20 protein-coding genes are annotated in these 24,780 nt (G+C 47.6%); 5 read left to right on the top strand and 15 right to left on the bottom strand.

Annotation, left to right across the window (positions count from 1 at the left end; all coding sequences use genetic code 11):
• Nucleotides 1-89 precede the first annotated feature (89 nt).
• Nucleotides 90-1,262, bottom strand: coding sequence for a DUF4317 domain-containing protein (locus MKY97_RS04285; protein ID WP_293201533.1), 1,173 nt, complete (start codon nucleotides 1,260-1,262; stop codon nucleotides 90-92).
• 351 nt (nucleotides 1,263-1,613) lie between these two features.
• Here MKY97_RS04285 and MKY97_RS04280 point away from each other — a divergent pair, with 351 nt between their 5' ends.
• The gene (locus MKY97_RS04280; RefSeq protein ID WP_342554275.1) at nucleotides 1,614-2,783 is read left to right on the top strand and encodes a glycoside hydrolase family 27 protein; all 1,170 of its coding nucleotides are present in this window, start codon (nucleotides 1,614-1,616) and stop codon (nucleotides 2,781-2,783) included.
• Entirely contained in the window at nucleotides 2,784-2,987 is a 204-nt protein-coding gene (locus MKY97_RS04275; RefSeq protein WP_342554274.1) for a hypothetical protein, read from the top strand.
• Nucleotides 2,988-3,025: 38 nt separating this feature from the next.
• Here MKY97_RS04275 and MKY97_RS04270 read toward each other — a convergent pair whose 3' ends face one another.
• Nucleotides 3,026-3,874: an AraC family transcriptional regulator gene (locus MKY97_RS04270; RefSeq protein ID WP_342554273.1), complete on the bottom strand. Its 849-nt coding sequence runs from the start codon at nucleotides 3,872-3,874 to the stop codon at nucleotides 3,026-3,028.
• 201 nt (nucleotides 3,875-4,075) lie between these two features.
• On the opposite strand from MKY97_RS04270, the gene MKY97_RS04265 reads away from it, so the two are divergent.
• A complete protein-coding gene (locus MKY97_RS04265; RefSeq protein ID WP_342554272.1) occupies nucleotides 4,076-5,611 on the top strand; it encodes a carboxylesterase family protein in 1,536 nt (511 codons plus the stop codon).
• A gap of 204 nt (nucleotides 5,612-5,815) precedes the next feature.
• The gene (locus MKY97_RS04260) at nucleotides 5,816-7,627 is read left to right on the top strand and encodes a flagellin (RefSeq protein ID WP_342554271.1); all 1,812 of its coding nucleotides are present in this window, start codon (nucleotides 5,816-5,818) and stop codon (nucleotides 7,625-7,627) included.
• Nucleotides 7,628-7,737: 110 nt separating this feature from the next.
• Here the strand turns inward: MKY97_RS04260 and MKY97_RS04255 are convergent, their stop codons facing one another.
• Nucleotides 7,738-9,555: an ABC transporter ATP-binding protein gene (locus MKY97_RS04255; protein WP_342554270.1), complete on the bottom strand. Its 1,818-nt coding sequence runs from the start codon at nucleotides 9,553-9,555 to the stop codon at nucleotides 7,738-7,740.
• The gene (locus MKY97_RS04250) at nucleotides 9,548-11,284 is read right to left on the bottom strand and encodes an ABC transporter ATP-binding protein (RefSeq protein WP_342554269.1); all 1,737 of its coding nucleotides are present in this window, start codon (nucleotides 11,282-11,284) and stop codon (nucleotides 9,548-9,550) included. The genes MKY97_RS04255 and MKY97_RS04250 overlap by 8 nt, the downstream gene beginning before the upstream one ends.
• Before the next feature lie 131 nt (nucleotides 11,285-11,415).
• On the opposite strand from MKY97_RS04250, the gene MKY97_RS04245 reads away from it, so the two are divergent.
• Nucleotides 11,416-12,252 (top strand): MerR family transcriptional regulator, encoded by an 837-nt coding sequence (locus MKY97_RS04245; protein ID WP_342554268.1) that lies wholly within the window; start codon nucleotides 11,416-11,418, stop codon nucleotides 12,250-12,252.
• 89 nt (nucleotides 12,253-12,341) lie between these two features.
• Here MKY97_RS04245 and MKY97_RS04240 read toward each other — a convergent pair whose 3' ends face one another.
• The 11 genes from MKY97_RS04240 to MKY97_RS04190 all read right to left on the bottom strand — a co-directional run bounded on the left by MKY97_RS04240 (nucleotide 12,342) and on the right by MKY97_RS04190 (nucleotide 24,274).
• The gene (locus tag MKY97_RS04240) at nucleotides 12,342-12,920 is read right to left on the bottom strand and encodes a DUF4256 domain-containing protein (RefSeq protein WP_342554267.1); all 579 of its coding nucleotides are present in this window, start codon (nucleotides 12,918-12,920) and stop codon (nucleotides 12,342-12,344) included.
• Nucleotides 12,921-13,015: 95 nt separating this feature from the next.
• On the bottom strand, nucleotides 13,016-14,368 hold the full coding sequence (locus MKY97_RS04235) for a glycosyltransferase (RefSeq protein WP_342554266.1): 1,353 nt from the start codon (nucleotides 14,366-14,368) through the stop codon (nucleotides 13,016-13,018).
• Nucleotides 14,331-15,707, bottom strand: coding sequence for a glycosyltransferase (locus MKY97_RS04230; RefSeq protein ID WP_342554265.1), 1,377 nt, complete (start codon nucleotides 15,705-15,707; stop codon nucleotides 14,331-14,333). Before MKY97_RS04230 ends, MKY97_RS04235 begins: the two co-directional genes overlap by 38 nt.
• The gene (locus MKY97_RS04225) at nucleotides 15,704-16,711 is read right to left on the bottom strand and encodes a glycosyltransferase (RefSeq protein ID WP_342554264.1); all 1,008 of its coding nucleotides are present in this window, start codon (nucleotides 16,709-16,711) and stop codon (nucleotides 15,704-15,706) included. Before MKY97_RS04225 ends, MKY97_RS04230 begins: the two co-directional genes overlap by 4 nt.
• A 30-nt stretch (nucleotides 16,712-16,741) precedes the next feature.
• On the bottom strand, nucleotides 16,742-18,451 hold the full coding sequence (locus MKY97_RS04220) for an ABC transporter ATP-binding protein (RefSeq protein WP_342554263.1): 1,710 nt from the start codon (nucleotides 18,449-18,451) through the stop codon (nucleotides 16,742-16,744).
• Nucleotides 18,451-20,295, bottom strand: coding sequence for an ABC transporter ATP-binding protein (locus MKY97_RS04215; RefSeq protein ID WP_342554262.1), 1,845 nt, complete (start codon nucleotides 20,293-20,295; stop codon nucleotides 18,451-18,453). Before MKY97_RS04215 ends, MKY97_RS04220 begins: the two co-directional genes overlap by 1 nt.
• The gene (locus MKY97_RS04210; RefSeq protein WP_342554261.1) at nucleotides 20,292-21,581 is read right to left on the bottom strand and encodes a hypothetical protein; all 1,290 of its coding nucleotides are present in this window, start codon (nucleotides 21,579-21,581) and stop codon (nucleotides 20,292-20,294) included. The genes MKY97_RS04215 and MKY97_RS04210 overlap by 4 nt, the downstream gene beginning before the upstream one ends.
• Nucleotides 21,582-21,671: 90 nt before the next feature.
• Complete coding sequence (locus MKY97_RS04205; RefSeq protein ID WP_123064903.1) at nucleotides 21,672-21,914, bottom strand: 4Fe-4S binding protein; 243 nt, start codon at nucleotides 21,912-21,914, stop codon at nucleotides 21,672-21,674.
• Nucleotides 21,902-22,678 (bottom strand): S24/S26 family peptidase, encoded by a 777-nt coding sequence (locus MKY97_RS04200; RefSeq protein WP_342554260.1) that lies wholly within the window; start codon nucleotides 22,676-22,678, stop codon nucleotides 21,902-21,904. Before MKY97_RS04200 ends, MKY97_RS04205 begins: the two co-directional genes overlap by 13 nt.
• Nucleotides 22,648-22,944: a PqqD family peptide modification chaperone gene (locus tag MKY97_RS04195; protein WP_342554259.1), complete on the bottom strand. Its 297-nt coding sequence runs from the start codon at nucleotides 22,942-22,944 to the stop codon at nucleotides 22,648-22,650. The genes MKY97_RS04200 and MKY97_RS04195 overlap by 31 nt, the downstream gene beginning before the upstream one ends.
• Complete coding sequence (locus MKY97_RS04190) at nucleotides 22,916-24,274, bottom strand: radical SAM protein (RefSeq protein ID WP_342554258.1); 1,359 nt, start codon at nucleotides 24,272-24,274, stop codon at nucleotides 22,916-22,918. The genes MKY97_RS04195 and MKY97_RS04190 overlap by 29 nt, the downstream gene beginning before the upstream one ends.
• Between the last annotated feature and the right edge of the window lie 506 nt (nucleotides 24,275-24,780).

Below are 24,780 nucleotides of genomic sequence, written 5' to 3'. Positions count from 1 at the left end.
AAAGCCCAAGCCTCGCGGTATGACCGCAAGCTTGGGCTTGTTAACGTTTATTTTTGTATCCTCTAACTTACTTGGCTAATCTAACTTAATCAGAGATTCTCTGTGGCAAGTGTAAATCCTTCAATTACAGCGTCCTCGTCCACTTCAATCATGATACAGCGTCTTCCCTGGTAGTTGACTTGTCTCACATATTTGAGATCCTGCGGACTGATGGAGATGGTTGCTACCTTCGTATCAATCTTGATTGATTTGGAAGTGTATTTGGGCATAACACTATTGGCTTTCAGCTCATAGTTTTTGTTGTCCACGATCGTTTCAAATGCTCGTTCCACCTTCTCGGTGGTTAACTCTTCTACACCGCTGGCGGTAAGCAGACGTTCCACGTCTTTATAATCCAGCTTCGGCGGCTCTTCTTCATGCGATTCTTCGTTCACTTCAATGACACGATTGATCTCTTCATACACATGGGCCAAGGTGGTCGCATCCATCTGCTCCCCTGTAATCTCTTTGACGATATCCTCGAAAATGGCCCGCTCCTCCAGTGCCGTTACAGAACGTTCACCATTCAGCACATTTTCTACAAAATGAGGATCGGGGAAATTCGATTTTCCCGTGCAGTACAGCACACGGTTCACGTCCGAATAATTATCCGTCACACTTGGATACAGGAATCCCTGCTCCGGCGTGCTTAATTTGATGATCGGATCAACGATGATGTTGTACTTGAATTCCCGCTCTACATAGTCAAATAACAGCGTCTTCCGCTGCTTCTCCGTGGAATTCACACTGCACAGGATGAAGGGATGAGCAAATACCTCGTTTTTCTCACTCTCTTCGGCTTCATCGTTTCTGGCTTTTGTCGGCAAATAATACTGCCCCTTAATAAACGTAACAACCATATCCCGCTCATACTTGGCATCGGCCATCATGCGGTCGACAAGCAGCAGCATGAGATCCTGCCACTCATCTGGGTCTCCAGTGACGAGCGCCTGATGAAGCATCACCTGTGCCGGTTCCTCCGCCTCTTCTTGGAATTTCAGTTCGAACAGCTTCTGATCGAGTTCTCCTGTCAGCAGTTTTTTGAAATTACCCATGTATAATTCCTGCTTCTCTCGATCCACCAGCTCAAAAGGATGGCGTTCCCAGTGATAAACTTCATTCGTTTCTTTTGTAATATAGACATTCAGAATGTCGTAAATGTTCAGCAGATCATGATCCAGCTTGAATTGTTTGCGAATGTGCGCGACTTCTTTTTTATTCATGATTCGTTAGACAACTCCTCAAGTAAATTGGCTTTACAAGTATAAACGATAAAAAAAAGCTTCGCCAGAAGGAGGTTTGTTGTTCATGGTTTTGTGCATGATACAGCCCTGCAAAATAGCAAAAAACACGATTCGATATTTCAATTGATTCAGTTCAATTAATTCTCATCTGGCTTCCTTCATTTCATATATTCAAACAACATTTGTCCATATCGAAGCAACGTCAAGCTATGGCTGAAATGCCCTTGATCAGTTAAGTTCATGATAGTTATTATCCGCATTCTCAGCAGAGATAAGATGGAAGTTTGGCATTTTCAAAAAAACAGGACAAGGAAGGAAGCGAGCCAAATCATGAGCGCTAATACAAATGCAATGATGGGATTTGCCCCCGCGTTGGGCTGGAATTCATGGAATACGTTTACGTGGGACATCAATGAGCAGTTGATTCGGGATGTGGCCGATGTGTTTGTAAAGGAAGGATATCGAGACGCTGGGTACGAGTACATTGTGATTGACGATTGCTGGAGCCTCAAGGAGCGGGATGCAGACGGAAATCTGGTCGTAGATCCTGCCAAATTCCCGAGTGGAATGAAGGCGCTTGCAGATTATATCCACGACAAAGGCCTGAAGTTTGGCATGTACTCCTGTGTCGGTACACACACCTGTGCAGGTTATCCGGGCAGTTTCGAGCATGAGTTTCAGGATGCTGCGCTGTTCGCCGAGTGGGGCGTGGATTATTTAAAATATGACTACTGCTTCAAGCCGCGCCACATCTCGGGCGAGCTGCTGTACAAACGCATGAGCCTTGCTCTCAAAAACTGCGGGCGCGACATCCTGTTCTCTGCCTGCAACTGGGGTGAGGACAATGTATACGAATGGATTCGCGAATCGGGTGCACATATGTACCGCTCCACCGGAGATATACGCGACAACTGGGATTCGGTCAAAGAACTGGCCCTTTCACAGCTTGGAAAACAAAGCTATACCGGCTCCTTCTGCCACAATGACATGGATATGCTTATTGTAGGCATGTACGGCGGAAGCAACAGCGACTTTATCGGCAGCATTGGCGGCTGCAATGATATCGAATACAAAACCCATTTCTCCCTCTGGTCCATGATGGGTTCACCCCTGATGATCGGATGTGATGTGCGCAAAGCCAATGAGACAACCAAAGATATTTTGCTGAATCCCGATCTGCTAGCTATTAATCAGGACCCGGAGGCACGCGGGGCTTACCGCATCAAACCCGAGCCGCAATGGTTTCATACCGATGACGTATTCATGCTGGTGAAGGTACTTACGGACGGTGATCTGGCGATTGGTTTCTTCAACCTGAGCGACAGCCAGCGGGAGTTGTCCTTGCAATTCTGGGATATGGGCCTGCCCTATGCATCTGGTTACTCTTTGTCCCTCTATGACTGCTGGGAGCACAAGGAACTCGGTGTATTCCGCGAGCGTTATGCACCCGTAGTGGCAGCTCATGATTGTCTCGTTGTGCGAGCCAAGCTGGTGAAATAAATGGCACAAAGCCGGCTGTGCACCACCTGTCAGGTTCCGCTTTCTTCCGACGATGTGGGCATTTATCTGAAATTAGTCTCACGCACTGCCCAGCAATTTGTCTGCATTGATTGTCTAGGTGTTAAGCTGCACTGCGGACGGGAGCCGATCGAGAAGCTGATTCGTTATTTTCGCGAGTCCGGAAACTGTGCCCTTTTTCGTTAATCCTCAATTGTAGTTCATCTTACAGGTTAGCGTACCGCTCAGTGATGTATGGATGTTGAGCTGTTTTCTCCTAACGTGCTGCTCTTTTTTTGGTGCAGCATCATGTAGGCTGATGGCGTATATGATGCTGCCTTTTTGAATACTCTGGAAAAATAAAGCGGATCCTTATATCCTACCGAATATGCTATGGATTGAATGGACAATTGGGATGATTTCAGCAGCTCGCAGGCACGCCGAATCCGGCATGCTGTTATATATGCAGACACCGATATACCTGTGGCTTCTTTGAACCTGCGGAACAGGTAGCTTCGTTCCAGATTCACGACCTGTACAACCTCCGCAACCGTTAAGGAAGATTTCCAGTAGTTCTGCTCAATATAGGTTCTTGCCAGCCACACATCATCCCTAACTTCCTCCTTCTTCCCGCTGGGAAAGAATTCTATGTAATAGGACAGCAGCTGCTGCAGACGAGCGTCCGCTCTCAACACTTCACTTGGTGATGCACCCGAATTCCAGGCCCGATGAAACCAAGGCTCCATAGACTCGGGCGCAGCTGGCAGGACAGGATGCTGAACCGATAACTGTGTCAACGCTATGAGGTGCCGGGCATCTCTGCCGTTGAATTCCATCCATACGTACTCCCACGGGTCCGATGAGTCAGGATAGTAATAGATTTCTTGCTGCGGAAAAATGATAAAACTCTCTCCGGCACCCAGCCGGAACCGCTGACCTCCGGTTTCCAGTGTACCCTGCCCTTGAATGATGTAGTGCAGCGCATAGACGTCACGCACACCCGGTCCCCACTGATGAAGATTAACCGGTTTGCGATCGCCGCTGATAAAATATATCTGGCTCGCTCTGCTCCCTTCTCTCCATAATGAGTCCACTTCCAGCACCTCCATTCCTTTTACCAGTCATTATATATCATTTAGATGAAGTCAGAGATTTTTAATTTAGATGCTGGAAACAACGCTTCAAGATGCTTATGATAGAGACAGAGGGAAAATCACCCCGCACACTTGTAAGCGCAACCATACATCTTGGATCGACATGAATAATAATGTTCAATTCAGAGAGGAGAATGTGTGTTGCTTAGAACAGTTACGGTAGAGAATGGTCAAGTTCAGGGGCTGCCTGCCGCAGACCCGCGTATTACAAGTTTTAAAGGTATTCCGTTCGCCGCGCCCCCGGTAGGCCGAAATCGCTGGCGTGCTCCGCAGCCGGCATCTGACTGGGATGGTGTGCTTCAGGCTTTTGATTTTGCTCCCACCTCTATGCAGGCCCCCACGGTGATCGACGATAACAACATTTATACCCGAGAGTGGGCGGTCGATCCGGACCTGCCGATGAATGAGGACTGCCTCTACCTAAACGTGTGGACACCCGCCAAACGTACGGATGAGAAGCTGCCTGTGTTTGTCTGGTATTTCGGCGGCGGCCTTCAAGTGGGTCACACGGCCGAAATGGAATTTGATGGTGAGCGTATTGCTCGCAGGGGAATCGTCGTCGTTACCGTCAATTACCGTCTGAATGCATTTGGTTTCCTGTGCCATCCCGAGATCAGTGCGGAGTCTCCACAAGCCCCTGCAAACTTTGGACATCTGGATCAGCAGGCAGGCACGCAGTGGGTGAAGCGCAACATTGCTGCATTTGGCGGTGACCCGGATCAGATTACAATCGGCGGACAATCTGCCGGCGGTGGCAGTGTACTCAGCCAAATGACTTCCCCGCAGAACAAAAACCTGTTCCAGCGAGCCGTCATTATGAGCGGCATCGCAACCGAACTGTATCCAAATGTGCATGTCCCTGCTGTCCGCAGCACACTGCGGGATGCCGAACAGAAAGGCGTTGATTTTTTCCGTTTTCTAGGAGTATCCTCCCTGGATGAAGCCAGACAGCTGGATGCGATCACGCTGCGGGATAAAATACTGGAATACAAAAGCTTCTGGGGAACGGTCATTGATAACCAGTTCTGCGTAGGCGATCCATTCACCCGGTTTATGCAGCATAAGCGCGAACTCGTTCCCGTCATGCTGGGACACACCTCTTCCGAATTCTGGACCCGGCCTGCTGTCAGCAGTATGGAGGAATTGAAACAGATGGCGGCTGAACTTTTTGGCGAGGATGCTCCTGCCTTTTTGCAGCACTGTGAAGCCGATAACGGCGATCTGGATCATACACTGCAGCGGGCTTCTGTCCGCATGATTGAACATGCGATTCAGCTTGTGATCCGCTCGAATAGCGGTCATCCGTCCGAGACGCCGCTCTATTATTATAACTTCGACGCAGAGATTCCAGGCTGGGATCAGCCAGGCACATTCCACTCCGTCGATCTGTGGTTCTTTTTTGAAACACTCGCGAAATGCTGGCGTCCTTTCACGGGCAAACACTATGATCTCGCACGCCAGATGTGCAATTATTTGTCTAATTTCATCACGACAGGTGACCCGAATGGTCTGGATTCCACCGGCAAACCGCTGCCTTACTGGATTCCGAGCAGTACCGAACAGCCGTATCGTATGGAATTTGGTGATCTGGCCCAGCTGCAGCGCGAAGAACCTGGACCTGTGCTCGAATTGGCGATTAAGCAGCATTTTAAGAAGCAGAATGAACCTGTGGTTTAATACGTGAAGCATTTTCTCCTCTGGATAGGCTGTGCGGTGGCGCATGGCCCTCTTCTTTCTGAGCTGATTATCTTAGTGGAGACATTACTTTTGTTAGGCCATTTGCACACTAAATTTACAGAAAAATCACATATCAATAGACTATCCTTATTCTACCATGGTAAAATTAATCAACTTACTCCACTTTAGATAGAGGTATAACATATGATTATTTCGCATAACTTAGCGGCTGCTAGTGCACATAGGAAAACTCAAGAAAACGCCCGTAATAACTCCAGCCACCTACAGAAACTATCTTCTGGGCAGAGAATTGATCGTGCGTCTGATGATGCAGCAGGACTAGCAATATCCGAGAAAATGAGGTCACAGATTCGCGGACTTGACCAAGCAAATCGAAATATACAAGATGGGATTTCTCTTGTTCAAACAGCAGAAGGCGGACTGCAGGAAATTTCAGCTATTTTACAAAGACAGAGAGAACTGATTGTCCAGGGTCTAAATGATACATACACCAATAATGATCGTCTGAAGATTGAAAGTGAGATTCAAGAGCTTACGGATGAAATAAACCATATTTCCCAAAGCACAAGCTATAACACGATAAACTTGTTGGCAAGAGATGATTATAAAATACTGGCGGATCGTTCAAGTTCCAGTACAAACACTTTCCTTAGTGAGCCGCCCACAATTACAACCGTACAGAAAACTGTAGTTTATGCAGCCTCTGGGACACCACCCGAAGCAAGACACCTGACCAGCAATTCTAATACGTCATCTACAACTCAGACGTATACAAACACAAATGTAATTACTCCGATAACCTCGCAGGATTCGGGACAAGGTTACAACGAATATAATGTGGATACGTATACAACAACTAAAACAGATACAGAGCGTTCAGTATATGAAACGTTAGCGCCTACAACCGATCCGCAATATTCAGCACCAGACTATTGGTATGCTTCGGGAATCAACCCAACTTGGTTTGGCCCCAAAACATTAGGTCATGTTTATGGCACGATGAGTGAGATTGTACAAGTGGATGGCATGATGCGACCAGTGGAGTATACATCTAGAAGCAATACCGGTACAGTTCCGGCTTGGGATCATATGTGGTTTCCAGATAGCGATGTATCGATAAAAAGAATCCGGACTATACTTCCAGATAATTCGATGCAAATCGAATATATAATAAATAACGGAAATTCAACGGATACGAATGTAAAGCTAAGCAACCTAGTTAACCCGCCTGATCATTCAGTGATGACAGATGCAAATGGGCTGCTTATCCCCAATGGTGTAACATCCATTAATTCGCCATCTGGGAATACAACATATACGATGACAGGAACGGAAGCAAATGCTAGTATTACGTTCGATAATTCTCTCGGATCTCTATCACCAACCCAACTTGCAATTCATAATCCCGCAGGGGGACAACCTACAATTAATTTTGATTGGGATGTTAGCCTCCCTTCTCAATCAAGTTTAACACTTGCTTTCAAATACGGTCCTTTCTCATTAAATTTGGATGTATTTGAACGTACAAACGAAACAGAAGTGTCTACACGCCTAGAAACAACTTTAAATGTCAAGATCAAAGACATAGACTATATCACACCGAAACTCACGGTCCAAGCCGGAGCTAATCAAGGGCAGCATATGGATATCCCTTTATTCAACGTGCAGGCTGATGCGTTAGGTATTACAACGATGGGCTTGTTACTACCATCTATTCAAGAACAAGCATTATCTCGTGTAGACAAAGCCATCTCCAAAATTTCCAATATTCGTGGAATATACGGTTCAATCCAGAATCGAATGGCACATGCATTAAACAATACAAGTAATGCTGCAGAGAATTTGAGTAATGCAGAATCTCGAATTAGAGACGCAGACATGGCCAAAGAAATGTTAGAGTACACAAAATCAAATATTTTATCGCAGGCTGCACAAGCCATGCTCACACAATCGAATCAAAGCCCTCAATCAGTTCTACAATTGCTCCACCAGTGAATAAAATTTAAGGGTGTCCCACAAGCCATTTATATAGCTTGTGGGACACCCCTTTTTGATCTTGGCTGCTTTCTAGTATACTCTTCGATGCTTAAATACTCAGTGAAACGTTAATCCCACTCAAAAGCTCCAGTATACAATTGATAATACGTACCTTTCGCCGCCAGCAGCTGTTTGTGGTCACCACGTTCCTTGATCTTGCCGTGCTCCAGCACCATAATGGCGTCGGAATTTCGTACAGTTGATAAGCGATGGGCGATCACAAACACGGTTCGACCCTGCATCAGATTATCCATCCCCTTCTGAACTAATGCTTCTGTACGTGTATCGATGGATGATGTTGCTTCATCCAGAATCATGACAGGCGGATTGGCAATTGCCGCTCGGGCAATCGCCAGCAGTTGACTCTGCCCCTGTGACAGTCCGCTGCCGCTGCCATCAAGCCGGGTCTCATACCCGTCAGGCAGCCGTTCGATAAAACTCGCCGCATACGACAGCTTCGCCGCCTGGATCACCTCATCGTCACTCGCCTCCAGCCTTCCATATCGAATGTTCTCAGCGACCGTACCCGAGAACAGATGGGTATCCTGCAGCACAATGCCCAACGAACGCCGCAAATCCGTTTTTCGAATACGCTGAATATTAATGCCGTCATAGATGATCTCGCCTTCTGTAATATCATAAAAACGATTGAGCAGGTTGGCGACAGTAGTCTTGCCCGCACCCGTTGCACCTACAAACGCAAGCTTCTGCCCAGGCATGGCATACAACGTCATATTCTGGAGCACTTGTTTCTTTCCGTCATACGTAAAACTGACACCCTTAAACTCCACTTTGCCTTTCAGAACAACGCTTGTGCCATTCTCCAGTTTCCAGACCCATCCGGACAGATCCTGATTTTTTTCCAACGTCACGCGGCCTTTATCTGCCTCAGGCTGTTCATCCATCATGTTAAATATCCGCTGAGCCCCTGCAACAGCTACGACAAACATGCTGACCTGCGAGGAGATTTCGGCAATCGGCATCGTGAAATTACGGGATAAACTCAGAAAAGCTGCGATAATTCCCAGACTCAGACCGGCGTTCCAGCCTGAGATCGCCATAGCTCCGCCCGCAATAGCCACAAGCACATAGATTAATGTGGACAGATTCTCATTGATTGGCATGAGGATATTCGAATATTTGTTAGCTGTCGCCGAGTCGTCAAATAATCTATTATTCAGGTGGGCAAATTGTTCCATCGCTTTTTGCTCGCGACCGAATATCTGCACCACTTTCTGCCCATGAATAATCTCCTCGATATATCCATCCACCACACCGATCGATTCCTGCTGCTTGAAGAAGTGCTCGGTTGCCTTAGTACCCACGACTTTGGTAACCCAGAGCATGGCAAGTGCACCTAGCACAACCACAATCGTTAATGGTACATCCAGATACAGCATCGTACCAAGAACGACTACAACCGTCACGACAGTGGACAACAGCTGGGGCAATCCATCCGTCAGCATCATGTTCAGCGTATCCACATCGTTCGTGTAATGACTCATAATATCCCCGTGAGCTTTACGGTCAAAATATTTAATCGGAAGCTTCTGCATGTGATCGAATAAGCGGTCACGAATCCTCTTCATAATCTGCTGTGAGACGGTAATCATCAGCCTTTTCGTGACAAACGTACTGATGACTCCAGCAGCATAGATCACAGCCAGAATAATTAAAGCCTGTAACAAGGCATCAAACACTGGATTCTGATTTCCGAGCAATGGCGTAATAAAGTCATCAATCAGCAATCGCAGAAAGGCCGCTGAAGCAACAGAGACGGCAGAACTCACCAGCACCAGGATCAGCGCTAGTGTCGTTCTGAATTTGTAATATTTAAAGTAGGTTAGCAGACGTTTTATCGTCCGGCCATATTGAATGTTATCCATCTAGTGCTTCACCGCCTTTCGTCTGTGTATAATAAGCCTCTTGATAAATTGTATTTCTGCCCAGCAGTTCCTGATGGGTTCCGATATCTACCATCCTGCCTTCATCCAGAATGACAATCTGATCGGCATCTTCCACAGATGCAATACGCTGGGCAATAATAATTTTGGTTGTATCCGGTATGCTTTCCTTGAAGACGTTGCGGATTAACGCGTCGGTCCGTGTATCTACGGCACTGGTGGAATCATCCAGAATCAGAATCTTCGGTTTTTTGAGTAAAGCTCTGGCAATACATAGCCTCTGCTTCTGACCTCCCGAAACGTTCGTACCGCCTTGTGCCAAATGAGTGTCATATCCATCCGGAAACGTGGAAATAAACTCATGTGCCTGTGCTGCTTTGCACGCTTCAATCAACTCTTCATCGGCAGCATGTTCATTGCCCCAACGCAGATTCTCCTTAATCGTGCCTTCAAACAGGACGTTTTTTTGCAATACCATCGCAACCTGACTGCGAAGCAAACTTAGATCGTACTCCTTCACATTGACTCCACTGACAAGCACTTCGCCCTCACTGGCATCATACAGACGTGGAATCAGCTGCACCAAGGTGGATTTTGCACTGCCCGCAGCTCCAATAATGCCAATCGTCTGTCCCGAAGCCATTCTCAGATTGATGCCAGACAGGGCATAATTCTCGGCTTTGCCTGAGTAACGGAAGGACACATTGCGGAATTCGATTTCCCCGTTGTGCAGCTCTGTAACGGGTGACTCCGGACTGGTAATGTCCGGCTGTTCACTTAACAGTTCATTAATCCGTCCCGCCGAAGCACGAGCAATGGCAACCATAATGACAACGATGCCCAAGGTCATCAAACTCATTAGAATTTGCATGGAATACGCGAATAAACTCGTAAGCTCCCCGGTGGTCATGTTTCCGCCCACAACCAGTTTCGCGCCAATCCATGAGATCATCAGCATCACGGCATACATGACAATTTGCATCAGTGGAAGTTCATACGACAGAATGCGTTCTGCCTTAGCCATCTGTGCAAATATTCGCTGGGATACGGCCTGAAACTTGGATACCTCACGCTCTTCTCGTACATACGATTTCACGACCCGAATGCCGCGTACATTTTCCTGCACAACTTTATTGAGATCATCGTAACTGTCAAAGGCACGCTCAAATACCGGAAAAGAATACTTCATGATGATGACCATGCCAATGGCCAGCACAGGGATCACAATCATGAACCAAGAAGCAATGGATGGGCTGATGCGATACGTCATAATCGTTGCAAAAATCATCATCACCGGACTGCGGAAGGCAATGCGGATAATCATCAGAAATGCATTTTGCACGTGCGTAATATCTGTCGTCAGCCTGGTAACGATCCCTGAGGTTGAGAATTTATCCATATTGGAGTACGACAGATGCTGCACATGACGGAACAAGTCATAACGCAGATTTTTGCCAAACCCCGACATTGCAATCGCAGAATGCTTACCCGCCAGTGCTCCAAAGACCAGAGACACCAGGGCAAACAACACCAGAATCAAGCCGTACTTGGTCACCTGATCCATCTGACCCCCAGTGATCCCCTGGTCGATCAATTCAGCCATAAACAGCGGAATAATGACTTCCATGGCCACTTCGCCAAGTAAAAACAAGGGCGTCAGCCATGTATTCTTTTTATATTCGCGTACACTTTGCAGTAATTTTCTTACCATAAGCATTCTCCTCATCTAAAATAAACACGCTGATCTGCCATCTAGAAGTAGATCGACGCTCAGAACAGCTGTATTATAAACTGTATAGCAACTATACAGTCAATCCACTTTTTTAAAATCTGGAGGTGCTTATGCATCCGAATGAAATGCTGTCCATTAGTGCTTTTTCCAAGCTGTCCGAGGTTTCACGCAAAACCCTCATTTACTACGACCGCATCGGTCTGTTCAAACCTGCCTATGTAGCGGATAACGGTTATCGATATTACAGTCACAGCCAGTTTGAAACGATCGGCGTTATTCATATTTTCAAAGAGCTCGGCATGTCCCTGGAGGAAATTCAGCAGCATCTCGGTGAGCGTTCACCGGAAACCACCCTTCAACTGCTGCGTAAACAGGAGGAAAATCTGCAGCTGCAGATTGCCAAACTGACTCAGGCCAAACAAATGATTATGCAGCGTGCGCAAAATATAGAGCAATCCATGCATCTGGACACCAGCCAAATGCATGTCATCTGGCAGCCTAAAACCCCCTTGCTGCTGAGCCGACATATCTATTCATCCAAACAAGAGTTTTCAGAAGAGCTCTGGGAGGACTTTCGGGTACGTCTGGACAAGGAACATGCACCGCTCGGTTATCCCGGCGGCATCATCATTCCCAAAGCTGATCTGCTAAGAAAGGATGGAGACATGATCTCCCATATGTACAGCTATATGACTACCCAGCATCATGAACAGGCATATATGCCGGAGGGATTCTATCTGGTGTCTTATGCAAGAGCTGACTACGGAGATACCAAGAAGTTTTTCCCACAAATCTTTGATTATATCGAGAAGAAACAGTACGTCATTAAAGGTGATGCTTACGAGGATTACATGCAGGATGAGATTGTACTGCAGCATGCGGAGGATTATCTGGTTCGGGTTATGGTGCATATTGAGGAACCCGGTGACAAAGAAGATATAACCTGATAACTTAGCTTAATTTAAATCAAAATCAACTTTATTTAAATCAAAAAGGAACCATTCGCAGCCTGCCGAATCGTTCCTTTTTATTTCGTTTACACCCTTAACAAACCTCGGAAACCTCTTGCAGCGTAGTAGGACTCCGCACCGTTATGGTACATAAACACGGTATCGTAACGGCGGTCGCAAAAAACAGCTCCACCCCGCTGCCTAATATTTTCAGGGGTAATCACCCAACTGGATGTTTTAAGATCAAAGTTCCCCAGCTGCTGCAGTTCACGATACTGGGTCTCATCCAAAAGCTCAATGCCCATCTCGATGCACATTTGAACAGCGCTATGCTTAGGTTTGTTCTCTTTGCGTGCATCCAGTGCAGCCTGATCATAACACACACTGCGACGGCCTTTAGGGCTCTCTGCTGAACAGTCGACAAAGATATATTCACCTGTCTCCCTGTCAAGCTCGACGACATCCGGTTCGCCGCCTGTTTTCTCCATCTCGTGGAGCGACCACAGTTTATCGGGGTGCGCTTCGAGTTTGGCCTCAATGTTAACCCATTCCAGATCGGGATGGCGACTCATATTCTTCTCAAAACGGGTCTTTAATGCCTTGAACAATTCATCACGCTGTTCCGGTGACAGATCTTTTTCATTTTCAATGGAGTTCATGGTCATCCTCATTCTCCCCCGGTTCATTAGCATATAGTGGTGCAGCGCACTTATTCTATTCGATTGTATTGAAAATAAAGGCGGAAAACAACCTGTCCCATTCACAGGTTGTTCACCTCGGCATCCAGCTGCCGGGCCAGTCTCGATATGCTGTATAATTTCGTTATTCCCGTACCCCCTACACACGCAGTCTGAAATCCGGTTGGAAGGTGATCGCCAGCAATCGGCAGCTGTTCAAGCTCTATATCTGCCGTATCCAGCAGATATACCCGCTTGGCAATTCGCAGTATCTCATCCAGCAGTACAATTAACAAGGTGATCGGAATGACTTTCCATACATCCGTAATAATTGCCGTTTGATACGTATCATCTTCACAGAAATTGACGAACCCTGCTTTGTAACTGGTGTGAACGTCTGGTTTCGCTGCACGGATCATCTCGGCGTTACGCTGATTGCAGGCAAATACATCTGTAATGTTCAGCCTGCTTACGAACTCCGGAGTTAAATACCCCACGGCTAATCGCCTGCCTCCTTCATGTAATTCAAATAAGGCTGGATCAAGATCATCATAATTTTGCGTTAGATATCGATCCGCGGCATTAAACTGTCCAAGCAGCATTTCAAAAATAAAGTTTTTATTCACATAGGACAGCTCCACCGGAAGCTCCTGATGCAGCTTCACAAAGTGAAGATGATTCTTTCGGCTTGTCATCTCTACCGGATTAAACTGCTCATGTGGCAGATGCAGCGCACGGAGTGAAGGGTCTGCCCGGAAATGCAATCCTGCCTTCCAGAGGCGATAACCCAATTCCAGATCCTCGTGCCCCCAGCCGTGGAAAGATTCATCGAATCCGCCCACCTGTCTCAGCAGACGGGTTTCCACAGAGACCATGCTTGTCCAAAACATCGTCCATGGAGCAGCACTGCGATCCAGATCATTTTCATAAAAATCAAACTGTGTTTGTCTGGAATCGGGGTAAGCCTTCAGCATGGGATTCCGCAAGCATGCCTCCGGATGCTCCGAGGAGGCTATGGATTGCAAGTATTTCGCAAGCGGATGCTGGTCATCCTTTTGATTCATGCCATGAACCGTGCCGAGTCCAATCGTATGTTCGTGACAACGATGAAATTGAATGACATTAAGAATAAGATCCGCGCCGATCAATACACCGGTATCCAAGTATACACATATCTCATGTTTAGCCAGATGCAGTCCCATATTTCTCGCCGTTCCTGCCCGAAACCCCAGATCCTTCTGGTAGCAGTATCGCAGATCCAAATCAGCTTCAAAGGAACAGGCGACATCCTTGGTATCATCACTTGAACCATCATCACATACAATGACCTCAAATAAAGATGTGTCTGCCTCCTGATGCTTCAGGCATACTAGCGTTCTTTCCAACAATTCGGAGTGATTATATGTAGGAATAATGACGGTGACACCCTTGGTCATCTAACATGCCTCCTTCCTGAACTTGAGCGATCCCATGGTCTATACAGGTGACGAGTTTCATGGTCGTATTCATCACGTCCATAATGCTGTATTCGATGTCTCTGCCCATCTTTTTCAAGGCAGCAATGACTGCAAGCAGAGGCATGATCTCCGTCTTCGGGCTGACGCAGTAACACACATGCGATGTTCTCAACGCTTCCATGAACAGGTGAAAGATTAATTCTGGTCTGTACATCGTCCACACAGGAGTAATAATACAGCCATCAAAAGAGGATGCTTCAAACGGCATGCAGCTGCCGGCAAGTCTGTAAACCTTTTTTCCAGGAACGTTCATCAGATCTTGCTTCAATTCCTTCGGCTCTCGGGGATCAATCAGTGTGCTCACCTGAGATAAGGCAAACAGCCTCGCATCATACCCTACCAATAAAAAGTGGGTTCCATAGGTTGAAGTGACCGTCTGCATAACGGCTTGAAATGTATAGTCCTGGTCTGACCAATCGCGCTGTCCCTTGTTAACTGCTGCGGCTGCATCTTTCTTCCAATCATGCATCTTCAGGAGAAACAGCTCAATCTCGATGGAAGGGTATTTTCGCATGAACATTCTGGCATTGGCCGCCTGATTGCGCATTCGTTCTGCCTCGTCCACCTCATGCGGTACATGTACTGCCCAGGCTGACCGGCTTAACGTTAATGCATACCCAGATTGCACAAGTCTGTAGCCAACTTCTATGTCTTCCATTCCCCAACCGCTGAATCTGTGATCAAATCCGCCTGCACGCTGTAACGCTGTTCGGGAAACAGAGATGTTACCTGACCAGAATACGGCCCAAGGCCACGGCAGCTGCATCAGTTGATCCATCACCGGCTCATAATATTTCTCCCGCTCATCGGGTATGCGCCCAGATTCATGCTCGAACCAGCTCATAAAAGCTTCAAGCTCCAGCTCTCCCTCATAATGCAGCTCTTCCCGATGCATCCCCTTCTTCCCGTAGATGTAGCCGATCACCATGTCGTGTCCAGCACGCTGCATCGCTACATGTTCACCAACAAACCCCGCACATACAATCGTATCTGCATCTAGAAAAATAACAACATCCCCGGTAGAGTCACGTATAGCTCTATTACGTTTGTCCGACACGGTCGTATGTGCAGGGGTATCCATGTAATGAATACACAGCTTGTCTTCAAAAGCATCTCTGAACTGTTCAAAAGGAATGGATCCCCCCTGATCAATCAGGTAAACGGAGAAGTCCGAATAATGCTGCCCGGCCAGCGCCTGCAGCGTCAGATGCAGCACGTCCGGTTTGCCGTACACCGGGATGATGACGGTCACGTTCATAACGGCTTCTCCGCAAGGTGAAGCGAAAAGCTTTCCAGAATACAAGAGGTCAGATGATCCAGTGCCGCCCCATCATAAGCATACGTTCTAAGCTGTGTCACACCACGCAAAATCTCACCGGCATAAGCAGCGATCAAACCCTGATCCATGTCGGATTCCTCCAGCCAGCGGATGTAACCTCTCTCCCCCATCTGCCGTGCATATACAATATTGCTGCGATTCACCTCTTCCCGCCGGGGAACAGCGATAGCTGGGATACCCAGCGAAGCCAATTCCCATAACGTCGTATGCCCCCCCCTGCACACCACCAGCGAGCTGTCTCTCACTTCATCCATAAAAGAGCTTGGGTCGGCGATAAACTGCGTCGTTTCATCTCCCAGCCGCTGCAGTGATTTCGTCAATGTACCGCTGTACACCAGCTTGATATGATCGGTTTCCCCTTTTAAGTCTGCTATCGCTCTTTTGAAAAAAGGAACGTCCACAATCGTCGCCGAGCCTGACGTGATGACAATCTTCTTCTCTCTGGCCGCTGTCCGTTCAGGCACTTCGACCACCGGGCCTACAAAGTGCAGCTTCTCCCAAATCGAGTCCGATGTCGGGAACATCCAGTGCTCCTGCTGATCGACAATCGCAATTTGGTCCGCCATTTGCAGATAACCCAGCGTCTCCTGTTCGTCTTCCAGCCAGTTCGTAATGAAGCAGGTTGGAATACCCAGACTTTGGGCGAGGGGAAGTACAAGCAGTTCCTCATCTACCACGATGCCATCGGGCTGCGTGCGGCTGATGAGGTCCAGCAGTTTCCGTGTTCTTTCGGCACTGCTGCCAGCCGAAGGCAGTTCCAGATCAATCAGATCACCTGAATATACCCTCTGTAAATAGTGAAGTCCGGAGGAATAGGACGCAATAATGACCTTGTGATTCAACTGCATGAGCCGTTTGGCGACCAGCAGATCGCGCTTTGCATGTCCAAATCCGTTTCCACGTGATACGATAAGTACCTTCATCGATATTTCCCCTTTCCAGGTTTTCGGATCTCACCCGACAGAAGCAGCCGCTCCCTGTTTGCGCAGCAGAGCAACCTGTGCACCGTACATTTCACGGAATACCCCATCTTCCTCAAGCAGCCGCAAAGGCGCGCCTTCCTGAACAATGTGCCCATCAGCCATCACATACACCCTGTCACAATGCATTACGGTGCTGACCCGGTGTGCAATCAGCAGTGCTGCTCTGCCCTCCGCTGCGAACTGCTTGACACTCCGAACAACACTTTCTTCCATGACCGGGTCCATCGCAGCCGTAGGTTCATCCAGGATCAGCATCTTCCGGGTATTCGCCATCGCCCGGGCAACCGCCACGCGCTGCCACTGTCCACCCGATAACTCGGTTCCATCTGTATATCCTGCACCCAGCCGTTTATCTCCGCTCCGCTCGGTGATATCCTGTACAAGCCGCTGTGCAGCAGTACTCCACTCTCGATCAAGTCCAACATTCTGCTGCACACTCAGCGGGAATCTGGCGAAATCAGCATAGGCAGCGGAAACCGCTCCCAGCCTGTCCGTATGCAGACTGCGTTTTCCGTCGACCCAAATCTCACCTTCGGCGGGCTCAAGCAGACCGCAGATCAGATTGCACAGTGTTGTTTTTCCAGCCCCATTCTCTCCCACCAGCCCGACAAGCTCACCGGATCGAAAATACATATTTACATCGGTCAATACAGGCTTGCTGTGATTCGGATAGGAAAATCCAACTCCATTCAGTTCAATTTCTTTGTCCGCTTCCTTGGCAGAGGTCTCGACTTGATCTGCTGTTTCTGCAGCCAAAAAACGAGAGAGATTGGATGCGGTGAGTAATTCACTAGTAAACATGCGCAGCTCCAGCACGAATGCATTGGCTTTGCCAAGCAATTCATCAATCAGTTGAAAGGCGATGATTAAACCGCCTATTGAAGAACTGGCCGTCAGAATCGATACCATGTAAGCCACAGAGATGAGCAGAAGCTGACCGATCTGCATCAGTCCTGATGTCTTTTGGGAGGTTAGTAGAAAAGATTGATTGGTCTTGCTGATGTCCGTAAATGTATTTTTCCACAGACTCACGATATAAGGGGAATATCCAAACAGCTTGCGTTCCCTGCCCAGTTGAAAATCCATAACGGTGCTGCGGTAATAATTTTCACGGATACGATGACCCGACAGCTGATTCTCCACGTTAAACATCTGACGACCCAGCTTATATTGTTTGAATACAACAAAAGCAAAGGTTACCATCATCACCAGACACCCAATTTTCGTGACAAACCACAACGCTGTACCCAAGCTGATTAAGGTTACTGCGGCACTCAAAACATCCAGGGCCAATGTGAGAACGCGATGTCCACGATCCAGACCGTTCGCTGCCTTCTCTGCTGATTCGGAAAAGGACGCATCAAGAAGTTTCTGATAAGGTACTTTATTATATTGATCGATATACAGCTCTTTGGCAGCTCGGCCCATGTGAACACGAAGCCCCTCCAGTGCAATACCGTATAACGAATCCATCACTTTCTCACCGATGGTTGCTGCAACGAACCAGGCCATCAGCAGAATCATACGATCGAGATCTACTCCGGAAATGACCTGCTGCACAGCATAACCGAATAAAAAAATGCGAACGGCGGGCAGTATCCCTTTGAACAGCGTCACGGACAGAGCGAACGCAATCCATGGTAATAACTTTCGTTTGTTCTTTACCTTGGTCAACCACATTACGCCACGTCCCCTCCTTCCTCTTCCTTCATCGTCTCCATAAAAGAAGAAGAGGCTTTCCACATCGCTTGATAAGGTTCGCTTGTCTGAAGCAGTCCGTCATGTGTTCCATAGTCCCGGATTTCCCCCTGATCCATTAGAAGAACCGTATCCGCAAAAGCACAACCCACCAGACGGTGAACAACAAACAATACGGTGTACCCCTCTAATCGATTAATAATGGACTCCAGAATGCTTAGTTCGTTACTCGGGTCAAGTTTTGACGTTGGTTCATCCATAATAATGACCGAGCCCGCCCGATATATAGCCCGGAACATACTTCTGGCTAAGGCAAGTCGCTGCCACTGCCCTTCTGACAGGTCCGATCCTCCGACTTCCGGCCACAGCTCCGTTTGCAGTCCCTGCGGCAGCGTGTTTACAAATTGGGCATTAGTAAGCTTTAATGCTTCCATCATGTCCTCCGTATGCTCCTTGCGAGTGATATCACCCAGATACACGTTCTCAGCAGCGGAGAGTTTATACCGTCCGTAGTCTTGCAAACAGAAGCCGCCTGTATCCTCCGACACTACGGAACCATGGTCAGGCTTCAACAAGCCCGAAAGCATCAGCATTAAGGTGCTTTTACCTGAACCATTAGCACCAACGATGGCCACCTTGGCTCCGCGTTCAATATCAAAGCTGATATTTTTCAGCACCTCATGTTCTCCGTCATAACTGAACGTTAGTTGTCGAACAGAAATGGCACAGGTAGAATGGATATCATTATTTGGGCGGCCTATTGTGCCTGTATCCATACCCGCATCTGAAGTTGTATTTGTACTTCCAGCAGCGGCTGTGTTTGCAGCTGTCTCTGTAGCCGGGTTTGCTGCTGTTTCCGAATGTTCCTCTGCGGGCTGCTGTATCAATTCCGCCAAAAACATTTTCCGCCCCAACCAGTGCTTACCCTGGCTGAGAACCAGGCCCAGCAGCTGTTCCAGATGCAGCCCCCCAATAAGCAGTGCTGCGACTTCTCCAGGATGCAGTGTACCCTGCCAAAGTTTCCATAACCCTACCAGCAATACAATGGTTGTTACGACCCCGCTGCCAAGTTGACCTGCCAGTCTGTAAAATCCGGTCTTGATCATTTGCCTCATCGTTAAGCGTGCGATTCGAATCTGCTCGGTCAGCCACTTCCCTTTCACCCAACCGGATATACCAAAAACACGCATTTCTTTGGCAGATTTAAACGTGGTCAGCATATCCAGAAACGTTCCTTCAAGCCTCGTTGTCTCCGAGATGCTTTCCAGAAAACCTGATTCAGCAGCTGCTGCCTTTTTCATGAGCCATACATTAAGCACCGTACCAGCCAGTATCAGCAAAGGCGCCCACCATGCCACCACCAACAGAATCCATGTCAGGGAAATTCCCGTTATAATGACCTGGAGTAGTGCCGACAGCCCATCCAGTCCACCATGGTAGATCGAGCTGACCGATTCCGAAGTGCTTGAAATCCGGTTTCGCGTCGACGCACGGAGCAGCTCATTTTCTGTTCTACGATTTACATTGTCAAACAGGCGGATAGACAGATTGTGATAGACGTGGTCCTTTACTTTTCTAAGAAAATAGGGCTGTATCACGTTGAGCAAAATCGCAATCGTGCCAGCCCCAGCAATAATACCTATGTAAGCTAACGATGAGTTGCGGTCGCCGTTAGCCAGTTGATTCACTGAATGCTTGATTGCCCATACCATGAAACCAGGCCACACACCGAGTGCAAGAATAAGGGCTAACAATACCCAGATCGCCCGATCCCCTGCCCGAACAATCATCCATATCTGGACCAATCCGGCATGTAAACGGCTCATAATATTCTCCTTCCCGAGGCAGAGTCTACGAAAGCGATCGCTGTATGAATCTGTGACAATACGGAAGTCTCAATGTAATATCCTGATTCAGCACGCGCGGAAGGACACAGCAAAACGAACTTCCAAGAGGATTCCGCATCATGGTCAATGAGCAGACAAAGTGTATCCGTGGTATCGAACTGCTTTTGACCCGTCATATGCTCATAAGTCACGGCGGCTTCATGATGACTGTGCTGGATATGATGCCTGGAGCAGATCTCTGCAGCACTTTCTGCATTCCAGGGTAAGACCAGAAACGGATATGCCTTCTCCAATCCAGCTTCATCCTCTGACTCGGCAATATCATAATAATCGGCAATCCATCTGGTGTTTGCCAAAAGATTGTACTGGTCGCTTATGGATACACGAACTTTCTTCTGGATCGTATGTACGACCGTCATAGGAACATCATGACGAACCTCTTCCAGATGCGGAGGCGGCCAGTGCGCATTCAGATTACGGACATATTGAATCAGATGACTACCAAACCCCATCTTGCCATCATATTGCGAGAGTGCCCACTGATAGACTAATTTGTCCTCTTCATGGAAAACCAGATCAAAATTCGTGCTAAAAAAGTGATCCACTTCCATTAAAATGATCGCCGAAACCAGATTAATCAGATATGGTTTCAAACCTTCCTTCACTTCTCCATATTCGCCTTCGTGAGCAAGCAGCCATTCTTTAACGAGATAATGAATGCCGCCTCGTGCGAAGAAAGAAACAGTCAGGTTAAAGTCATCCCACAGATGAAGCGGTGGTACGCCGAAGGCCAAATGTACGGATGTCGTTGCTGCTTTGCTTAGGCTGGCTCCGAATCTTCCGATCTGCGGAGGAGGCATAGTTGATAGCGGATAAAGCTTCAGTTCAACAACCTCGGCAATGTCAAAATTATGGATTAAAGGTGCCAGATACTCTCGAATCTTCTCGCATTGTGAAGCCAGATGATTTTCATATTCAGCCATAACCTCATCCGCCTTGGTATCCGCAGATGCAATTAATATACGTTTGACCAATTTAACTTCCGGCTCACTCTGGATAGCCAGCATATCTTTCAGCAGCAAACTGCCCCAATATCGATAGACATTAGAACGAAGACCGCGATTACGAATAAGATTCAAGAGCGCAGGCGGATAGTTTCGTTCCTTAGGAACAGTCCACAACTTATCTTGTCTCAGCTCATTAATGGCTCTGCACAGCTCCAATAACAGCGGATACTGCCCAACTCGTACACGAAGTGTCGGCATCGTATTCCGGCTCCCCTTCCTCCCTGATACTACATGTCAACGCAAGTCTCTTCCGCCTTGCGCTGACATATGCAGGTGATGATGGCGTGACTACGTGAGAAAGAACAAACGATTCTCTTCAATGCTGCTTCTCCATTGCTTCGGCACGGCGCTTTCCGGAAAAATAGCTGCCACAGGGCAAGCCAGATCACACAGGCCGCAATCGGTACATACCGATGGATTAATATAATATTGCTTCGCATCTGGAGAAGTCTGAATGGCTTCTTCAGGGCAAGCCACGATACATTTAGCCAAAAGTTCTCCTTCGCATGTGGCGGTTATTACCCATGACATACGGTTGTCCCCCTCATATGAAAACCTATAATCGCTGCAATGCTTAATTCTGCATGCAGGTTATTCCAATATTCGACTGCTGTTCGAGCTACGATGTCCACATCACTCATGCCAATAATACCGGCAGATTCATCCGTGTCCCTCGCCACCTCGTAACCGGCAAAGATCACCACCCTGCCAGCAGCATGCGGCAGCTGAGATAGATGTTGTCTTGCACCTTCATGAATGACAACGGATGTCCATCCCTTCTCCCGCATATGCTTTAGCTGGGTGAGCGGATTTTTCGCGATGACGACATCTACTCCAAAGGCACGAGACAACACTTCACCATATGAACTACCCATGGCATCAGGATGGACAACAATCTTTATTTCAGATGATGAACCACGGGAATCAGTTAGGGTCGATGAATGCTGAACAGGCTTTTGCTCCGGGTTTTGATTGAGCATCGGATCGTCCGTTATATCCAATCGTCCCAAAATATCATTCCGCCGTACAGGAGGATCAGACATGTGATTGCGATCACCTGCAGTTACGACGAAGTCATGTCCAAGGCTGATGATGCGATGAGCGAGAAAACCATTCATCTGGTCACGAACCAGCACAACATCGCCCACTTTGATTTCATCCAGTAAAGGATTCACAGCAATGCGCTGCCCCTGAACAAGAAGAGGATGCATGCAGTGGCCCTCAATCACGATGGGGATGGACTTGCCTTGCTGCAATGCACGAATCAGGAAATCCTGTCTGCGGGTACTTTGCATTCGTTCAGAACTCCTATTTTGGATAGTGCCGTTACAAAATCCCGAATATCGTCCTCAACATGGTCTCCATCCCCAATATTGAATTTCAGCTTGATCTGCTGAGACATCTCATCAAGAGATTGTGCAGAATCTGCGAGCATATTCCACACTGCTTTACTTACATCATCCTCTAATACGAATACCTCACCAGCATCCGAAAGAATGAATATCCCCTCTACATTTTCATCAAAAAATACATCATCGGCTATTTGAAACCACTGGCTCATTCGGTTTACCTCCTGCCATTTTGAAATAAGCAACCATTTTTCTACGAATACCACGCCGGATCCCCGAACAATCATGGGGGGTGGTTCCGTCAATGTCACCTGTAGCTCCCCAATGGAATGCACGGCACCCCCCACCGCAGGATTCCCTGAACGTACATTTCATGCACTCTGGCAGCGTGTGCACCGTCCTGTTCCGCGAGCGTTCAAATACCTCCGACGTCTCCCATATTTCCCGAAGTGACTTCTCTCGAATTGATCCAGCGTGAAACATCGGAGAATGCATCAGCTTGCAGGGGAAAACGTTGCCCTTCGCATCAATTGAAAACTCACTCGTACCATGGCCGCAATGCCGTCTGCGCTCATACTGCCTCACGTTCAGAGCCTGGCAGTCTTCATGGGCATCTCCCATCTCGATATCCAGCATCCGATCCGCAATGCGGCGGCGTTCGCCAAAGCTCAGTCCCTGCATGCGGTCATCCCCGCGGCCAAGCGTCGCTAGCGGTACAATATTCAAACGTACCGCGCGCTCCGTGGCAAACTGCAGCATCGGCTCAACCGAATCCCGATTATGCTTGGTCACCGTTTGGTTGATTTTCAATTTAATTCCGGCTTCCAGAAGAAGATCTATCGATTTACGTGCCCGTTCCCACGTATTTTTACCACGGTTGGCTTCATGCTCTTCTTTATCGAGTGAGTCAAAGCTGATCGTAAACAAATCCACCAGCTTGGCAATTTCATTAACCTTTTCACGGCTGTTAATCAACGTACCATTGCTGATTACGTTAACTTTTAATCCAATTTCTTTACTATAGGCCATGAGCTCCATGATATCCTTACGGATAAATGCTTCACCACCCGTAAACACGATGGTACTACTGCCAAGTTCCTTGATCTGTCTGATCATGTCTTTGGCTTCTTCTGTGTTCATATCCCCATTCATCGAGCGCTCCGGGCTGCTGTCCGCGTAACAATAAATACAGCTCAGATTACATTTGTAGGTCGTTACAAAATATACCGCAGCAGGCGGGACCTTACCCATTCCCTGCTTCTGCATGACATCCAGCATGTGGTACTCAGCGGGTCTTTCTCCTTGGTAGGCTACACGATACATCAGCATTTTTCGTGCAACCTGCTTCACCTGCTGCGGGTTTAAGCCTGAATCAATCAATTCAGCTGCCGATTTTCCGTCATATATCAATTCCGATGCAATTTCATACTCGCTTGGTGAGTACACAACCCAACAGTTGAGTTGAACGTTATGTACGACATACTGACCGTCCTCGTAGTACACCGCGACATCCGGAATATGCAATCGTTCCTCTATTTGCATGAACAAGCCTCCCGTAATCAAGATAAGAGGCCGATAAACAGGCCTCTTTGTGTGTTCATGAACAATAAATGATTAGCAAGATCCATAACCGGCGCCCACTGAAAATGCGCAGCCACAGCCGCAGCCTGCTGCAACAGCAATCGCTGCAGATTCCAATTTGCGGAAGGTTGGTTTTTTATAATTCGTCATGTTTTCTCACCTCCTCTCATATAACAACGTATAGTAAGCGCTTGCATTATGAATAATCATAATTCACTGAAAGAGGCAGCAGATATCGAAAACAAAAAGCTGAGAATCGAATCTTTGAAGGAATGAGGTGGAGGCTTGTCCCAGCACCCAAGTTATACATTCAAGTCTGGTTAATAAAGAAAGGAGGGTCTAAAAAGGCTGTTCTATGAAGTGAAGTGAATATGAAGTGTGGTTAAATCCAAAGTTGAAAATTCAGGATGGTTTCGGTCTAATTCGTCGAAGAGATTGCAGATGTACTTTCCACTAGTTATAATGCA

Source organism: Paenibacillus sp. FSL R7-0652 (assembly GCF_038595045.1).
In the GTDB taxonomy this organism is placed as follows: domain Bacteria; phylum Bacillota; class Bacilli; order Paenibacillales; family Paenibacillaceae; genus Paenibacillus.
The sequence above is the reverse complement of the archived record's forward strand: the minus strand, read 5'-3'. Positions and strand labels throughout refer to the sequence as shown.

Bases quoted from the DNA above. Each gene is read 5' to 3' on its own strand.
- MKY97_RS04285 (WP_293201533.1), bottom strand. From the start codon at position 1,262: ATGAATAAAAAAGAAGTCGCGCACATTCGCAAACAATTCAAGCTGGAT.
- MKY97_RS04280 (WP_342554275.1), top strand. From the start codon at position 1,614: ATGAGCGCTAATACAAATGCAATGATGGGATTTGCCCCCGCGTTGGGC.
- MKY97_RS04275 (WP_342554274.1), top strand. From the start codon at position 2,784: ATGGCACAAAGCCGGCTGTGCACCACCTGTCAGGTTCCGCTTTCTTCC.
- MKY97_RS04260 (WP_342554271.1), top strand. From the start codon at position 5,816: ATGATTATTTCGCATAACTTAGCGGCTGCTAGTGCACATAGGAAAACT.
- MKY97_RS04255 (WP_342554270.1), bottom strand. From the start codon at position 9,555: ATGGATAACATTCAATATGGCCGGACGATAAAACGTCTGCTAACCTAC.
- MKY97_RS04250 (WP_342554269.1), bottom strand. From the start codon at position 11,284: ATGGTAAGAAAATTACTGCAAAGTGTACGCGAATATAAAAAGAATACA.
- MKY97_RS04245 (WP_342554268.1), top strand. From the start codon at position 11,416: ATGCATCCGAATGAAATGCTGTCCATTAGTGCTTTTTCCAAGCTGTCC.
- MKY97_RS04240 (WP_342554267.1), bottom strand. From the start codon at position 12,920: ATGACCATGAACTCCATTGAAAATGAAAAAGATCTGTCACCGGAACAG.
- MKY97_RS04235 (WP_342554266.1), bottom strand. From the start codon at position 14,368: ATGACCAAGGGTGTCACCGTCATTATTCCTACATATAATCACTCCGAA.
- MKY97_RS04230 (WP_342554265.1), bottom strand. From the start codon at position 15,707: ATGAACGTGACCGTCATCATCCCGGTGTACGGCAAACCGGACGTGCTG.
- MKY97_RS04225 (WP_342554264.1), bottom strand. From the start codon at position 16,711: ATGAAGGTACTTATCGTATCACGTGGAAACGGATTTGGACATGCAAAG.
- MKY97_RS04220 (WP_342554263.1), bottom strand. From the start codon at position 18,451: ATGTGGTTGACCAAGGTAAAGAACAAACGAAAGTTATTACCATGGATT.
- MKY97_RS04215 (WP_342554262.1), bottom strand. From the start codon at position 20,295: ATGAGCCGTTTACATGCCGGATTGGTCCAGATATGGATGATTGTTCGG.
- MKY97_RS04210 (WP_342554261.1), bottom strand. From the start codon at position 21,581: ATGCCGACACTTCGTGTACGAGTTGGGCAGTATCCGCTGTTATTGGAG.
- MKY97_RS04205 (WP_123064903.1), bottom strand. From the start codon at position 21,914: ATGTCATGGGTAATAACCGCCACATGCGAAGGAGAACTTTTGGCTAAA.
- MKY97_RS04200 (WP_342554260.1), bottom strand. From the start codon at position 22,678: ATGCAAAGTACCCGCAGACAGGATTTCCTGATTCGTGCATTGCAGCAA.
- MKY97_RS04195 (WP_342554259.1), bottom strand. From the start codon at position 22,944: ATGAGCCAGTGGTTTCAAATAGCCGATGATGTATTTTTTGATGAAAAT.
- MKY97_RS04190 (WP_342554258.1), bottom strand. From the start codon at position 24,274: ATGCAAATAGAGGAACGATTGCATATTCCGGATGTCGCGGTGTACTAC.